This is a genomic window from Actinomadura sp. NPDC000929 (genome assembly GCF_040492065.1).
Taxonomy (GTDB): domain Bacteria; phylum Actinomycetota; class Actinomycetes; order Streptosporangiales; family Streptosporangiaceae; genus Spirillospora; species Spirillospora verrucosospora.
Genome location: NZ_JBEUPA010000065.1, coordinates 25,649 through 40,335, shown reverse-complemented (window position 1 = coordinate 40,335; position 14,687 = coordinate 25,649). Strand labels below are relative to the sequence as shown.

Sequence of the window (14,687 nt, the reverse complement as noted above, 5' to 3'; positions counted from 1 at the left end):
GTCCTGGCTGTTGCGGTGGGGGGGGGGGCCGCGCGCCGGCTGCGGCACGGGCCGTCCGCAGCCGGCGCACGGCCAGACCGCGACCGGGTCACCGAGGCGAGCGATCCCGGCACGGTCGTCTTCGGGGCCCGGCGTCTCCTCCGCGCCGGCCGGCAGGGCGTCCGGCATGCCCCCGGAGGCCCCGCGCGGGGCCGCGGGGTCGTCGCCTCCGGCATAGGCGGCGGGGTCGGTGATGACGGGAAGGTCGGTCTGCGTCGGGGCGGCGGGGGTCGGGGCGACGTTGTCGAACGGGGCGACCTTCTGGTCTTCCATGTGCCGTTGTACGCAGGGGAGGCCGCAGGCGTTCGACGTTCGCGGAGACGAGTCGCGGCCGGCCGCCCCGGCGGCGTCAGTCCGCGTGTTCGCGCAGGTAGGCCTCCCGCACGCGGCGGCGGCTGAGCTTGCCGGACGGCGTGCGCGGCAGCGATTCGCGGAACTCCAGGCGCCGGGGGTGCTTCAGCCGGGCCAGCCGGGGCTCGCAGTGCGCGAGCAGATCGGCGGCGAGCGCCTCCCCCGGGTCGGCGTCCTCCGCGGGCTCGACGAGCGCGACGACGCGCTGCCCCCAGTCGTCGTCCGGGACGCCGATGACGGCGACGTCGGCGACCGCCGGGTGCTGGAGCAGGACGGACTCGACCTCGGCGGGATAGACGTTGACGCCGCCGGAGATGATGAGGTCGGTGCGGCGGTCGCTCATGAAGAGCCAGCCGTCCTCGTCGAGGTGGCCGAGGTCGCCGGGGGTGTAGTAGTCGTCCCGCATGGCGGCGGCGGTCTTGGCGGGGTCGCCGTGGTACTCGAATCCGGGCTGCCCCGCCGCGTAGATGAGGCCGGTCTCCCCCGGAGGCAGCTCGGCCCCCTCCGGGTCGAGGATCCTGATCCGCACGCCGTCGACCGCGCGGCCGACGGTCCCGGGACGGGCGAGCCACTCGTGCGGGGTCGCGACGACGACCGGGCCGCTCTCGGTGGAGCCGTAGTACTCGTAGAGGACGGGCCCCCACCACTCCATCATCTTCTGCTTGGTCTCCACGGGGACGGGTGCGGCGCTGTGGTACACCTGCCGCAGCGTCGACACGTCGTACCGGGCGCGGACGCCGTCCGGCAGGGCCAGCATCCGGTGGAACATCGTCGGCACCATGAACGTGTTGGTGACGCCGTGCCGCTGGATGAGTTCCAGGGTGTGCTCGGGGTGGAACCGCGGGGCGACGACGACGGCGTGGCCGAGGTTCAGCGCCATCATCGCGTGGACGCACGGCGCGGAGTGGTAGAGCGGTCCGACGGCGAGGTGCACCTCGTCGCCGGGCTCCAGCCCGAGGTGCCGCCCCAGCGTCCGCCGCATGATGTCGATCAGCACCTCGGGCGGGATGTCGAGCAGCGGGCGCCGGACGCCCTTCGGCCGCCCCGTCGTCCCGGAGGTGTAGAGCATCACCGAGCCCATGCGCCGTCCGGCGGGCGGCTCCGCGCTGCCCGTCGCGCAGAGCGCGGCCATCGACCGGTACCCGCCGCCGGCGTCGACGCTCACCCGTCCCTCGGCGGGGACGCCCGCCTCGTCGGCCGCGCCGGACACCGCCTCGGCCAGGGCGCTCTCGGTGATGACGGCCCTGGCGCCGCTGTCGGCGAGGATGTAGCCGATCTCGGGCGCGGTCAGGTGGCGGCTCACCGGGACCAGGTACAGGCCCGACTGGACCGCGGCGAGCAGGACGGTCAGGAATTCGGGACGGTTGCCGAGGACGGTCGCCAGCGTGTCGCCGGGACGCAGCCCGATCCCGGTCAGTGCGTTGGAGAGCCGGTTCACCTCGGCGTGCAGCTCGCCGTAGGACATCGGCACGCCGGGCGCGAGCACGGCGGGCCGGTCCGGGTCGTCGCGCGCGATCTCGTAGAAGCCGACACCCTCGACGCCCATACGGGCCTCCTCCGTGCGGGGCCTGAACCGAATCCTGTTCGACCATCTGAACGGGGAGGCGCCGGGAGAGTCAAGGCCGCCCCCGCAGGACCCGTCCGCGGACGGTGAAGATCGTCCGATGCAGGACAGGTTTTTTCCATGACCTTGCTCGTTCCGGCAATTACCATTGGGCGTCAGACCGAAGGACGACACATCGTGCTTTCCGCGGCCACGGAGCCGGAATGAGTGAGTCGGGCAACGGTGACTCTGACGCGCCGCTCGACCGGCTCGTGCGCGCGGCGGTTCCCGGGCTGATCGTCGGCGTCGTCTCCGGGCTGATCGCCAACCAGGTGCTGAAGCTGGTCGACGCGGTCGCCTGGCTGCAGACCGTCCTGCCGCTGGCCGTCATCGCCCTGGTGATCGTGGCGGTGTCGGCGGCGCCGCTGCGCTCCGAGCGGGCGGGCGCCGCGCTGAAGCGGCTCTCCCGGATCGTGCCCTGGAACGCCGGGGCGGTGGCGTGGGCGTGCGCCGGCGCCGCGGCGATGGCGGCGGTCCTGCTCGCCCAGGCGGGCGTCGCCTCGCTGGTGGAGCACACCCGGCCGTGCGGGCAGCCGCTGGAGCTGCGCGTGGTCACCGCCCCGGAGACGCTCGCCCCCCTGCGCGACGCGGCGAGGGGCTTCGAGGAGGACAGCGAGGAGCGGGGCTGCCGGGAGTACAGCGTCAGCGTCGCGCCGGAGCCGGAGTTCGTGCAGCTCTCCGAGGCGTTCGGGCGGCTGTGGCGGCGCAGCGAGCCTCCCGGCGGCGAGGCGGCGCCGGCGCCGCAGGACGAGCGGCTGTACGGGCCGCAGCCCGACGTCTGGATCCCGTCGTCCACGGCCGAGTTCGACTACGTGGAGAAGAGCCCCGACCAGGTCCGCAGGGCGACGGGCGCCGGGTCCCCGAGCCCGGGCCCGCCCGCCAAGGCCGATCCGGTGTTCACCACGCGCGGCTCGCTGGGGTCGTCGCCACTGGTGCTCGCCCTGTTCGGCGGCGACCACGCCCAGGTGGAGGATCTGGCCATCAAGCCTCCGGAGCGGTCCACCGCCGCCCTGCTCCAGCGCTTCGCCAAGGCCGGAGTGGAACTGCGCGAGATCGCGCGTCCCGTCCCGGAGACGTCGGCCGCCGCGCTGGCGGTGACGCCCGTCCTCTACGACACGCTTCCGGGCGGCGACCAGCAGAACGAGGAGTTCGTCGAGCCCACCGACCTGGTCGCGCCGGACGCGGTGACCCTGCTCTGCAAGGCCCGCCAGCGCGCCCACCCGCCGGACCGCGTCGCCTTCGCCGTTCCCGAGCAGGTCGTCAGCGACTACGACGCGGGGCGCCTCAAGAAGCAGTGCGGCGCCGCGGACGCGCCGGGCGCCGGAGCCGAGTGGACGCTGTACCCCTACTACGCCGAGGACCTGCCGTCGCTCGACCACCCGTTCATCCAGGTGACGTGGCGCGGACAGGACACGCGGGAGCGCGACGCGGCGGTCACCGCGTTCCGCCGGTGGCTGGCCCGCCATCCGCTCACCCGGCAGGGCCTCCGGGACGACAAGGGCGCCATGCCGTCCGCGCACGAGGGCGACTCCGCCCGCCAGGACCTGACGGCCCTGTGGACCCTGCTCGGCCCGAACGTCATCCCGAGCCGGATGGAGCCGAAGCCGCCGGTCCCGGCGGGCGACGACCGCGGCGGGAGGTACGTGGCCGAACGCCTCCAGCGCGTCGCCGCGGCCCGTCCCCCGGCCTCCGTCTCCCTCATGCTGGACGTGTCGGGGTCGATGGACCGCCCGGCGCAGGGCCGCGACACCCGCCTGACGCGCAGCGTCTCCTTCCTGCAGAGCCTGGTGGCCCAGCTGCAGAGCCGCGACGGCGCGGGGCTCCAGGTGGCCTCCCGGAAGAAGCCGCCCGACAGCCCCTACACCTTGGAGAACGTGCGGCTCGCGGGGACGAGCCCCGTCCAGAAGAACCGCATCACGAGCCATCTCCAGGCCGTCGCGACCGCAGGAGGCGACGTCGCGCTCACCGACATGATCGGCGACGCCGACGTGGAACCGGGCTCGAACCTGGTCGTCGTCACCGACGGGCAGTCCCCCGGGACGAACGGCCGCGGCCCGTCCGCCCGCGAGGCGGCCGCGAAGTTCCGCGAGCGGCACCGGGACGTGCGGGTGACCGTGGTCCTCACCGGCCCGACGGGCTGCGGCGCCTCCCCCGTCAAGGAGATCGTGGACGCGTTCGGCCCGTCCGGCGGCAGGGGCTGCGTGTCGCTGACGGGCGCGCCGGAACCGCAGCAGGCCGCCCAGCTCCTCTCGGACCTGCGATGAACGGAGGGCCATGACGCGACGGCGGCGACGGTTCGCGCCCCACGGGCGGACGGCCTGGCTGAGCGCCGTGGGCGGGGCCGCGGCGGTGCTGGTCTGCGCCGAGGCGCTGGCCTTCTGGCCGGGCTCCTCCTACCAGGCCCTGACGCCGCGCTGCGACCGCTCGGAGCTGGTCGTCGCCGGCGGCACCGACGTCAGCCTGAACAGCCAGCGCCGCCAGCTGATCCAGAAGTGGAACGCCGGCGGCGGCCCGCACGCCACGCTCGTGGAGATCTCGGAGTCCACGGACGCCCAGCACAGCCAGATCAAGGCGATGCAGGAGTCCCGCGGCTGCGGCTACGACGTGCTGGTCATGGACAACACCTGGACGGCGGAGTTCGCCGCGGGCGGCTACCTCCGCCCGCTCGACGGCATCGGGAACCGCGGCGACTTCTTCCCGGCCGCTCTGGAGAGCGGGGAATGGCACGGGAAGCAGTACGCCGTCCCGTTCAACGTCGACGTCGGGCTCCTCTACCGGCGTGACGGCGCGCAGACCCCGCGCGACTGGCCGCGTCTGCTCGACTCCGGCGTCGCCATGCAGCTCGACGACTACGAGGGGCTGACGGTCAACGCGCTGGAAGCGGTGTGGAACGACGGCGGCGGCGGGCTGCTCACCGGCGAGAGGCGCCCGGACGGGAAGGCGTTGCGGACGAGAGTGTTCCCGGCGTTGAAGAGGTTGGCGGCCCGTGCCTCCGACCCGCGGCCCGGGGCGCGTGCGCGCGGCCCGCTGGCGGCGTCGCGCTCGTACGACGAGCAGCGGAGCATGGAGGCGTTCATGTCCGGGACACCGCTGATGCGGAACTGGCCGTACGCGTTCTCCACCCTCGCGACGGAGCCGGGCATGCGGGACGGGGCGCGCCTGCGGTACGGGGTCACCGCCCTGCCCGGCCGCACCGTCCTGGGAGGCCAGAACCTCGCCGTGTCCAAGTACTCCCCCCATCCCGACGCCGCCCTCAAGCTGGTGGAGTACCTGAGCGGAACGGAGAGCCAGAAACTGCTGTTCTCGTGCGGCGGCTTCGCGCCGGGACGCTACAGCGCCCTCGGGCTGCGCCCCGGGCGGCACGCCGCCGCCGACGTGCGGGTGCAGAACTGCTCGGCCTTCACCCAGGAGCGTCTCGACCCCGGCGACGTCGAACTCGACCAGGCGCAGCTGACCGAGCTGGGAACGGCCGTGGTGAGCGCCCTGGACCGGGCGCGGCCCCGTCCTGTCACGCCGCACTACAGCACGTTCACCGGCACGTTCCGCGGGTGCGTGCAGAAGCTCTTCGACGGGACGGGGACGGACGCCAAGACGTTCGCCAGAGCCGTGGAGCGCTCGCTCGACGGGCGCACGGCGTCGTGCTGACCGTGCTCGGTCAGCGGGCGCCGTCGAGGGCGGCGCGGGCCATGCCGTGCAGGAGCCCGGCCATCGCTTCGCGGCCGAGGCCCTGCGCGGCGCTGCGCGGGGTGGAGTTGAGCAGGCCGAAGCAGGCGTGGACGGCGGCGCGGGCGCGCTCGTCCTGGGGCCGGGGGTCGAGGCGGCGCAGGACGGCGACCCACTCCTCGACGTAGGCGCGCTGGAGCCGGCGGATGCGGTGGCGCTGCGGCTCGGGGACGTTGTCCAGTTCCCGCTCGTGCACGGTGATCAGCGCGGGGTTGTCGAGGGCGAACGCGATGTGCCAGCTCAGCAGCGCGTCGAGGGCGCGCCCGGGGTCGGGGTCGGCGGCGCGGCGCAGGCCCTCGGCGAGCAGCCGCTCGCTGATGTCGAGCAGCATCTCGGCGAGCACGGCCTCCTTGCCGCTGAAGTGCCGGTAGAGGGCGGGGCCGGTGAGGCCGACGGCCCGGCCGAGGTCGCCGATCGACGCCCCGTGGTAGCCGCGGCGCGCGAACAGCTCGGCGGCGGCGCCGAGGATCTCGGCCCGGCGCGGGTTGGGCGCGCCCGGCGGCGCCTCGGCGGGGTGGGACGTCATGCGCGCCAGTCTAGACTAGAGTTGTTAACGACCGTTAACATCAGCATTGTTAATGAACGTTAACCGGGAAGGGGGGTCATGAGCGGACCCGAGATCGGCTCGCGCGCCGACGTCGCGAGCGAGGCGTTCAAGGCGAGCGCCGCGCACAACGAGGCGCTCGTCGCGGAGCTGCGCGACCGCGTCGACCGGGCGGGCCGCGGCGGACCCGAGCGCGCCCGCGAGCGCCACGTGGCGCGCGGCAAGCTGCTGCCCCGCGACCGGGTCGACACGCTCCTGGACCCCGGCTCGCCCTTCCTGGAGCTGTCGCCGCTCGCCGCGAACGGCATGTACGGCGACGAGGCGCCGGGCGCGGGGATCATCACCGGCGTCGGGCGGGTCTCCGGACGCGAATGCGTCGTCGTGGCCAACGACGCCACCGTCAAGGGCGGCACGTACTACCCGGTCACGGTGAAGAAGCACCTGCGGGCGCAGGAGGTGGCGCTGCACAACCGCCTCCCCTGCCTCTACCTGGTCGACTCCGGCGGCGCGTTCCTGCCCCGCCAGGACGAGGTGTTCCCCGACCGCGAGCACTTCGGCCGCATCTTCTACAACCAGGCCACGATGTCCGGCCGCGGCATCCCGCAGATCGCGGCGGTGATGGGCTCGTGCACGGCGGGCGGCGCCTACGTCCCGGCGATGAGCGACGAGGCCGTCATCGTCCGCGGCCAGGGGACGATCTTCCTCGGCGGGCCGCCGCTGGTGAAGGCCGCCACCGGCGAGGTCGTGACGGCGGAGGAGCTGGGCGGCGGCGAGCTGCACTCGCGCACGTCCGGCGTGACCGACCACCTCGCCGAGGACGACGCGCACGCCCTGCGGATCGTGCGCGACATCGTCGCCACGCTGGGCCCGCGCGAGCCGCGCCCGTGGGAGGTCGCCCCGCCCGAGGAGCCGGCCGCCGACCCGTCCGAGCTCTACGGGATCGTTCCGCCGGACTCCCGCACCCCCTACGACGTGCGCGAGGTCATCGCCCGCATCGTCGACGGCAGCCGCTTCCAGGAGTTCAAGAAGGAGTACGGCGCGACGCTCGTCACCGGGTTCGCGCGCATCCACGGGCACCCGGTCGGGATCGTCGCGAACAACGGCATCCTGTTCGGCGAGTCGGCGCAGAAGGGCGCGCACTTCATCGAACTGTGCGACCGGCGCAGCGTCCCGCTGGTGTTCCTGCAGAACATCACCGGGTTCATGGTGGGCCGGGAGTACGAGGCGAGCGGCATCGCCAAGCACGGCGCGAAGATGGTGACCGCCGTCGCGTGCGCCCGCGTCCCGAAGTTCACCGTCGTGATCGGCGGCTCGTTCGGTGCCGGCAACTACGCGATGTGCGGCCGGGCGTACTCGCCGCGCTTCCTGTGGATGTGGCCGAACGCCCGCATCTCGGTCATGGGCGGCGAGCAGGCGGCGAGCGTCCTCGCCACCGTCCGCCGCGACCAGATGGAGGCGCGCGGCGAGGAGTGGCCCGCCGAGGACGAGCAAGGGTTCAAGGCGCCGATCCGCGAGCAGTACGAGGCGCAGGGCAACCCGTACTACTCGACGGCGCGGCTGTGGGACGACGGGGTGATCGACCCGCTCGACACCCGGCGCGTGCTCGGGCTCGGGCTGTCGGTCGCGGCCAACGCACCGCTGGAGCCTGTCGGCTACGGCGTCTTCCGGATGTGAGGGTGTTGATGTTCGACAGCGTCCTGGTCGCCAACCGCGGGGAGATCGCCGTCCGCGTGTTCCGCACGCTGCGGCGGCTCGGCATCCGGTCCGTGGCCGTCCACACCGAGGCCGACGCGCGGGCGCGGCACGTGCGGGAGGCCGACGAGGCCCTGCTCGTGCCGTCGTACCTGGACATCGAGGCGGTCGTCCAGGCCGCCCGCGCCGCGGGCGCGTCCGCCGTCCACCCCGGCTACGGGTTCCTGGCCGAGAACACGGCGTTCGCGCGGGCGTGCGGCGAGGCGGGGCTGGTGTTCATCGGGCCGCCGGCCGGGGCGATCGAGGCGATGGGCGACAAGATCCGCGCGAAGCGGACGGTCGCGGCCGCCGGCGTCCCGGTGGTGCCGGGCCGGGACGAGCCCGGCCTGTCCGACGCCGAACTGGAGGCCGCGGCGCTGGAGGTCGGGCTGCCGGTGCTGCTCAAGCCGTCCGCGGGCGGCGGCGGGAAGGGCATGCGGCTCGTCCGGGACGCCGCGGACCTGCCGGAGGCGATCGCGTCCGCCCGGCGTGAGGCGCGCGGCTCGTTCGGCGACGACACGCTGCTCGCCGAGCGGTTCGTGGAGAACCCGCGGCACATCGAGATCCAGGTCTTCGCCGACTCGCGCGGCGGCGCCGTCCACCTCGGCGAGCGCGAGTGCAGCCTCCAGCGCCGGCACCAGAAGATCGTCGAGGAGGCGCCGTCCCCGCTGCTGGACGCCGCCGCGCGCGAGCGGATGGGCGCCGCCGCCGTCGCCGCCGCGCAGGCCGTCGGGTACGTGGGCGCCGGGACCGTCGAGTACATCGTCTCGGCCGACCGCCCCGACGAGTTCTTCTTCATGGAGATGAACACCCGGCTCCAGGTCGAGCACCCCGTGACCGAACTCGTCACGGGCCTCGACCTGGTGGAGCTCCAGCTCCGGGTGGCGGCGGGAGAGCCGCTGCCGTTCACGCAGGACGACGTGCGCCTCGACGGCCACTCCATCGAGGCCCGCGTCTACGCCGAGGACCCGGCGCGCGGCTTCCTGCCCACCGGCGGGCGGGTGCTCGCCCTCAGGGAGCCCGAGGCCGCGCGGGTCGACTCCGGGCTGGACGTGGGGACGGAGGTCGGCGGCTCCTACGACCCCATGCTCGCCAAGGTCATCGTCCACGGCGCCGACCGCGCCGAGGCCCTCCACAGGCTCGACCGCGCGCTCGCGTCCTACACGCTGCTCGGCGTCCCGACGAACGTGGCGTTCCTGCGCGCGCTGCTGCGGCACCCCTCGGTCGTGTCGGGCGATCTCGACACCGGCCTGGTCGAGCGCTCCCTGGACGACCTGGTCGCGGGCGCGTCCGTGCCGCCCGAGGTGCTCGCCGCCGCCGCGCTGGAGCGGATGCTCGACCTGGAGTCCGGCGACGACCCGTGGGACGTCCCGGACGGCTGGCGCCCCGGCGCCCACGCCTGGGCACCGTGGATCATCACCCCGTCCGGCGGCGACCCGGTGGAGGTCCGCGTCCAGGGCAGGGCGGCGTCCGCGCGCGTCGCCGTCGGCGGCGAGCCGCCGGTCGACGCGTCGCTGACCAGGCCGTTCACCCTGACCTACGGTGGAAGGACGACCTCCTTCGCCGGCGCCCGCGACGGGCGCACCCTGTGGCTCGGGCGCGACGGGCACGCGTGGGCGCTGAGCGAGCACGTCCGCGCCGAGGGCGGCGCCGACGCCGCCGCCGCGGGCGACGGGGTGCTGCGCAGCCCGATGCCCGGGACGGTGCTGGCGGTCAAGGCGGCCGAGGGCGACCGCGTCGAGGCCGGGCAGCCGCTCGTGGTCGTCGAGGCGATGAAGATGGAGCACACCGTCACCGCGCCGCTCGCCGGCGTCGTGGCGAAGCTGCCGGTCCGCGCGGGCGCGCAGGTCGCCCTGGACGCGGTGCTGGCCGTGATCGAGGAGGCATGACGGTGCCGGTACCCCTTTCCGGCCTTCCCGAGCGGGTCGCGATCTACGAGGTCGGGCCGCGGGACGGGCTGCAGAACGAGAAGGCGGTCGTCCCCGCCGAGGTCAAGGCGGAGTTCGTGACCCGGCTGGCCGACGCGGGGCTGCGCACGATCGAGACGACCAGCTTCGTCCATCCCAAGTGGGTGCCGCAGCTCGCCGACGCCGAGCAGCTGCTCGACATCCTGCCGCGCTCCCCCGAGCTGCGCTATCCCGTCCTCGTGCCGAACGAGCGGGGCCTGGACCGGGCCCTGGCCAACGGCGTCACCGAGATCGCGATCTTCGGCAGCGCCACCGAGACGTTCGCCCGCCGCAACCTCAACCGCACCGTGGACGAGTCCCTCGCGATGTTCGCCCCGGTCGTGGAGCGGGCGCGGGCCGAGGGCCTCTGGGTGCGCGCCTACGTGTCGATGGTGTGCGGCGACCCGTGGGAGGGCGACGTCCCCGTCGAGCAGGTCGTGTCCGTCGCGTCCCGCATGATGGACATGGGCTGCTCCCAGCTCAGCCTCGGCGACACCATCGGCGTCGGCACGCCGGGCCAGGTCACCGCGCTCATCGAGGCGCTCGGCGAGGCCGGCATCGGCGCCGACCGGCTCGCCGTCCACTTCCACGACACCTACGGGCAGGCGCTGGCCAACACCCTCGCCGCGCTCCGCGCGGGCGTCGCCGTCGTGGACTCCTCGGCCGGCGGCCTCGGCGGCTGCCCGTACGCCGAGAGCGCCACCGGCAACCTGCCCACCGAGGACCTCGTCTGGATGCTGAACGGCCTCGGCGTCGAGACCGGAGTCGACCTCGCCGGGCTCGTGGCCACGAGCCGCTGGATGGCGGGCCGGCTGGGCCGCCCCAGCCCGTCCCGCGTAGTGCAAGCCCTGTCACCTGAATCGGAGTAGCCAATGATCGACTTCACGCTCGGCGAGGAGCAGGAGGAGCTGCGGCGCACGGTCGAGCGGTTCGCCCGCGAGAGCGTCGCCCCGGTGATCGGGGACCTGTACGAGCGCGGCGAGTTCCCCCACGAGATCGTCGCCGCGATGGGGAAGATGGGCCTGTTCGGGCTGCCGTTCCCGGAGGAGCACGGCGGCATGGGCGGCGACTACTTCACGCTCTGCCTCGCCCTGGAGGAGCTGGCGCGCGTCGACTCGTCCGTCGCGATCACCCTGGAGGCCGGGGTGTCGCTGGGCGCGATGCCGATCTACCGGTTCGGGTCGGCCGAGCAGAAGGAGCGGTGGCTGCCGCTGCTCACCTCGGGTGAGCGCCTGGCGGCCTTCGGGCTGACCGAGCCGGGCGGCGGGTCGGACGTGCCCGGCGGCATGCGCACCACGGCCCGGCTCGACGGCGACTCCTGGGTGATCAACGGGTCCAAGTCGTTCATCACCAACTCCGGCACCGACATCACCGCGTTCGTGACCGTGACCGCCTTCACCGGCGACGGCGAGATCTCCACGATCCTCGTCCCGAACGGGACCCCGGGCTTCACGGTCGGGCGCAAGTACTCCAAGGTCGGCTGGTCGGCGTCCGACACGCGGGAGCTGTCGTTCGACGACGTCCGCGTCCCGGCCGAGAACCTCGTCGGCGAGCGCGGCCGGGGGTACGCCCAGTTCCTGCGGATCCTCGACGAGGGGCGCATCGCGATCGCCGCGCTGTCGGTCGGCCTCGCCCAGGGCTGCGTGGACGAGTGCCTGCGCTACGTCCGCGAGCGGGAGGCGTTCGGCAAGGAGATCGGCCGCTACCAGGCGATCCAGTTCAAGGTCGCCGACATGGAGACCCGGGCGCACACGGCCCGGCTCGCCTACTACGCGGCGGCCGCGAAGATGCTGGCCGGGGAGCCGTTCAAGAAGGAGGCCGCCATCGCCAAGCTGGTCGCCTCCAACGCCGCCATGGACAACGCCCGCGACGCCACGCAGGTCTTCGGCGGCTACGGCTTCATGAACGAGTACGCCGTCGGCCGCTTCTACCGCGACGCGAAGATCCTGGAGGTGGGCGAGGGCACCTCGGAGGTGCAGCGCATGCTGATCGCCCGCGCCCTCGGCCTCCCGCCGTCCTGACCCCCGCCGGGCCCCGCACCGGCGCGGGCCCGCCCCCGCGAAGTCACCACCGGCGGCGGAGCCCGGCGCGGTAAGGTCGGCGGATGCTGCTGCGTGCCTACGGGATCGCTCGCTCACTGGTCATGTACCACGGAATTCCGGGCAGGCACCGGCGCGCGTCGCGCCTCTACGGGCAGTTCCTCGGGCCCGGCGACCTCGCGTTCGACATCGGCGCGCACGTGGGCGGCCGGGTGCGCGTGTGGCGGGGGCTGGGAGCGCGCGTCGTCGCGGTGGAGCCGCAGCCCGACTGCCTGCGCGTCCTGCGCCTGTTCTTCGGCCGCGACCGCGGCGTCACGCTCGTTTCCGGCGCCGCGGGCGCCGCTCCAGGACGGGCGCGCCTGGCCCTGTCCACCGCGACGCCGACGGTGTCCTCGATGTCGCCCGGCTGGATCAGGGCGGTGACGACGGACCGCGGCTTCGCCCGCGTCCGCTGGGACCGCTCGATCGGCGTCGACGTGACCACGCTGGACGAGCTCATCGCCCTGCACGGCGTGCCGGCCTTCTGCAAGATCGACGTCGAGGGCTTCGAGGCGGACGTGCTGGCGGGGCTGTCCCGGCCGCTGCCCGCCCTGTCGTTCGAGTACGTGCCGTCGGCGCACGACGCCTCGCTGGAGGCGCTGGAGCTCGTCGACCGGCTCGGCGACTACGTCTACAACTACTCCCCCATCGAGACGATGCGGCTGGCCAGTCCCCGCTGGCTCGACGCGGCCGAGCTGCGGCGGCGGCTGGACAGGATCCGCCCGCGCGGACGGTCGGGCGACATCTACGCCCGCCTCCGCGACACCGGCCGGGTTGCGCCGAAGGCATCCCATTAGATAACAAGACTTACTAATATCGCCGGGTGCCAGCACACCGAGCGACGGGGGCCATCGTGCCGGACAAGACCGCCCGTGAACCGACGTCCGCCGACCTGAGGACGGACGTCGCCCATTCGGCCCGGGTCTACGACTACCTGCTCGGCGGCAAGGACAACTACGCCGCCGACCGGGCCGCCGCCGAGGAGGTCGTCAGGGTCGCCCCGTACATGCGCACCTCCGTGCGGGCCAACCGCGACTTCATGGTCCGGGTCGCCCGCCACCTGGCGGCCGGGTGCGGCGTCCGGCAGTTCCTCGACGTCGGGACCGGGCTGCCGACCTCCCCGAACCTCCACGAGGTCGTCCAGGAGGTCGACCCGTCCGGCCGCGTCGTGTACGTCGACAACGACCCCATCGTGCTGGCGCACGCCCGCGCGCTGCTGACCGGAACCCCGCAGGGCCGCTCCCGCTACATCCACGCGGACCTGGCCGAGCCGGAGGCCATCCTGTCGTCGCCCGAGGTCCGGGCCACGCTGGACTTCGGCGAGCCGGTGGCGCTGTGCCTGATCGCCGTCCTGCACTTCGTCCACGACGACGAACTCGCGCACGACGTCGTCCGGCGGCTGATGGAGCCTCTCCCGCCGGGCAGCTGGCTCGCGCTCTCCACCATCACCATCGACAGCGCTCCCGACGAGGTCGGGGACGCCGTGAAGAAGTACAACGCGCGCGGGATCAAGTCGAAGGCCCGCACGAAGGCCCAGGTGACGAGCTTCTTCGACGGCCTGGAGCTCGTCGAACCGGGCGTGGCCCCCGTGCACCGCTGGCGCCCGGACGACAAGGCCCGCGCGATCGACGACTCCCAGGTGTCGATGTACGGAGGCCTGGCCCGCAAACCCTGACCCGGGGTCAGTCCGCGGCGACCGGTTCGCCGGGCAGCCAGTCGCGGGCAGGGTCGTACTCCAGCCAGCGGTGCCGCCGCCCGTGCTCGGCGAACCCCCGGACCAGCGCGGAGACCATCGGATGCGGCGACCGCCGCGGCCACACCAGCGACCAGGCGTAGAGCGGAACCGGGTCGACGAGGGGGATCGCCCGGACGCCCGGCACGCCGGGCAGCCGGGCGTCGGCGGGGAAGAGCGTGATCCGTCCCGGCTCGGCCAGGAGGCCGGCCTGCAGGTGCTCCACACCGAGGTTGGCGCCGCCGGACGCGGCGCGGACGCCGAACTCGCCGCAGAACCGGCCGATGAAGTCGAGCCGGTCGACGGCCGCGGGGAACCACAGGTCGCGTCCGGCGAGGTCGGACGGGCGGACGCCGGACGCGGCGGCGAGCGGATCCCCGGCGGCGACGAGGAGGTCCACGGGTTCGAGCCGGACGAGGCGGTGCGCCAGCCCGTCCGGCAGCGGCGGGTGCACGCGCCCGAACCCGGCGTCGACGTCGCCGCGCAGCAGCGCCGCGGCCGCCGCGGGAAGGTCGCGGCTCATGCCGAGTTCGACGTCGAGCTCCGGTCGTGCGTCGATCACCGCGGCGACCGTCCGGGACGGGCCGTACAGGTGGCCCCAGAGGTCGAGCCGCAGCGGCCTGCCGACGGCGTGGACCGCGCCGACCGCGGCCTCCGCGGCCCGCAGCGCCTCCCGCGCCGGCTCCAGGAAACGGCGCCCCGCGTCGGTGGGCGCCACGTTCCCGCGGGTGAGGAGCGGGACTCCGAGCGCCGCCTCCAGCCTGGCCACCCGCTTGGACACCGCCTGCTGGGTGATCGAGAGGTCCTCGGCGGCCCGCCCGAAGTGCAGGTGCTCGGCGACGGCGACGAACGCGCGCACCTGGCCCAGGTCGAGGTCCATGCCTCCCATCGTGGGCGACAACCGATGGTTGTCAACCTCGCCGGGCGGCTGTTGGACCGG

General features: G+C 74.0%; 11 protein-coding genes and 1 pseudogene. 8 read left to right on the top strand and 4 right to left on the bottom strand.

Features of this window, described 5'->3' with window-relative positions; translation table 11 throughout:
* Nucleotides 1–312 (bottom strand): annotated as a pseudogene (locus tag ABWI04_RS22555) (hypothetical protein); the annotation flags it as partial.
* Between the two features lie 76 nt (nucleotides 313–388).
* Entirely contained in the window at nucleotides 389–1,936 is a 1,548-nt protein-coding gene (locus ABWI04_RS22550; RefSeq protein ID WP_353833685.1) for an AMP-binding protein, read from the bottom strand.
* A 221-nt stretch (nucleotides 1,937–2,157) separates the two neighbouring features.
* Here ABWI04_RS22550 and ABWI04_RS22545 point away from each other — a divergent pair, with 221 nt between their 5' ends.
* Nucleotides 2,158–4,257, top strand: coding sequence for a vWA domain-containing protein (locus tag ABWI04_RS22545; protein ID WP_353833684.1), 2,100 nt, complete (start codon nucleotides 2,158–2,160; stop codon nucleotides 4,255–4,257).
* A gap of 10 nt (nucleotides 4,258–4,267) precedes the next feature.
* Entirely contained in the window at nucleotides 4,268–5,638 is a 1,371-nt protein-coding gene (locus tag ABWI04_RS22540) for an extracellular solute-binding protein (RefSeq protein ID WP_353833683.1), read from the top strand.
* Between the two features lie 10 nt (nucleotides 5,639–5,648).
* On the opposite strand, the gene ABWI04_RS22535 is transcribed toward ABWI04_RS22540, so the two are convergent.
* Nucleotides 5,649–6,242, bottom strand: coding sequence for a TetR/AcrR family transcriptional regulator (locus ABWI04_RS22535; RefSeq protein ID WP_353833682.1), 594 nt, complete (start codon nucleotides 6,240–6,242; stop codon nucleotides 5,649–5,651).
* 78 nt (nucleotides 6,243–6,320) lie between these two features.
* On the opposite strand from ABWI04_RS22535, the gene ABWI04_RS22530 reads away from it, so the two are divergent.
* The 6 genes from ABWI04_RS22530 (at nucleotide 6,321) to ABWI04_RS22505 (ending at nucleotide 13,690) form a co-directional block, all read left to right on the top strand.
* The gene (locus ABWI04_RS22530) at nucleotides 6,321–7,934 is read left to right on the top strand and encodes a carboxyl transferase domain-containing protein (RefSeq protein WP_353833680.1); all 1,614 of its coding nucleotides are present in this window, start codon (nucleotides 6,321–6,323) and stop codon (nucleotides 7,932–7,934) included.
* Nucleotides 7,935–7,942: 8 nt separating this feature from the next.
* On the top strand, nucleotides 7,943–9,880 hold the full coding sequence (locus tag ABWI04_RS22525) for an ATP-binding protein (RefSeq protein ID WP_353833679.1): 1,938 nt from the start codon (nucleotides 7,943–7,945) through the stop codon (nucleotides 9,878–9,880).
* A 2-nt stretch (nucleotides 9,881–9,882) separates the two neighbouring features.
* On the top strand, nucleotides 9,883–10,806 hold the full coding sequence (locus ABWI04_RS22520; protein WP_345171902.1) for a hydroxymethylglutaryl-CoA lyase: 924 nt from the start codon (nucleotides 9,883–9,885) through the stop codon (nucleotides 10,804–10,806).
* 3 nt (nucleotides 10,807–10,809) lie between these two features.
* Complete coding sequence (locus ABWI04_RS22515; RefSeq protein ID WP_353833678.1) at nucleotides 10,810–11,958, top strand: acyl-CoA dehydrogenase family protein; 1,149 nt, start codon at nucleotides 10,810–10,812, stop codon at nucleotides 11,956–11,958.
* 83 nt (nucleotides 11,959–12,041) lie between these two features.
* Nucleotides 12,042–12,812 carry an FkbM family methyltransferase gene (locus ABWI04_RS22510; protein ID WP_345171898.1) on the top strand — a complete coding sequence of 257 codons (771 nt, stop codon included), beginning with the start codon at nucleotides 12,042–12,044 and terminating at the stop codon, nucleotides 12,810–12,812.
* A 26-nt stretch (nucleotides 12,813–12,838) separates the two neighbouring features.
* The gene (locus tag ABWI04_RS22505) at nucleotides 12,839–13,690 is read left to right on the top strand and encodes an SAM-dependent methyltransferase (protein WP_353833676.1); all 852 of its coding nucleotides are present in this window, start codon (nucleotides 12,839–12,841) and stop codon (nucleotides 13,688–13,690) included.
* 7 nt (nucleotides 13,691–13,697) lie between these two features.
* On the opposite strand, the gene ABWI04_RS22500 is transcribed toward ABWI04_RS22505, so the two are convergent.
* A complete protein-coding gene (locus ABWI04_RS22500) occupies nucleotides 13,698–14,627 on the bottom strand; it encodes a LysR family transcriptional regulator (protein WP_353833675.1) in 930 nt (309 codons plus the stop codon).
* Between the last annotated feature and the right edge of the window lie 60 nt (nucleotides 14,628–14,687).

Bases quoted from the DNA above. Each gene is read 5' to 3' on its own strand.
- ABWI04_RS22550 (WP_353833685.1), bottom strand. From the start codon at position 1,936: ATGGGCGTCGAGGGTGTCGGCTTCTACGAGATCGCGCGCGACGACCCG.
- ABWI04_RS22545 (WP_353833684.1), top strand. From the start codon at position 2,158: ATGAGTGAGTCGGGCAACGGTGACTCTGACGCGCCGCTCGACCGGCTC.
- ABWI04_RS22540 (WP_353833683.1), top strand. From the start codon at position 4,268: ATGACGCGACGGCGGCGACGGTTCGCGCCCCACGGGCGGACGGCCTGG.
- ABWI04_RS22535 (WP_353833682.1), bottom strand. From the start codon at position 6,242: ATGACGTCCCACCCCGCCGAGGCGCCGCCGGGCGCGCCCAACCCGCGC.
- ABWI04_RS22530 (WP_353833680.1), top strand. From the start codon at position 6,321: ATGAGCGGACCCGAGATCGGCTCGCGCGCCGACGTCGCGAGCGAGGCG.
- ABWI04_RS22525 (WP_353833679.1), top strand. From the start codon at position 7,943: ATGTTCGACAGCGTCCTGGTCGCCAACCGCGGGGAGATCGCCGTCCGC.
- ABWI04_RS22515 (WP_353833678.1), top strand. From the start codon at position 10,810: ATGATCGACTTCACGCTCGGCGAGGAGCAGGAGGAGCTGCGGCGCACG.
- ABWI04_RS22510 (WP_345171898.1), top strand. From the start codon at position 12,042: ATGCTGCTGCGTGCCTACGGGATCGCTCGCTCACTGGTCATGTACCAC.
- ABWI04_RS22500 (WP_353833675.1), bottom strand. From the start codon at position 14,627: ATGGACCTCGACCTGGGCCAGGTGCGCGCGTTCGTCGCCGTCGCCGAG.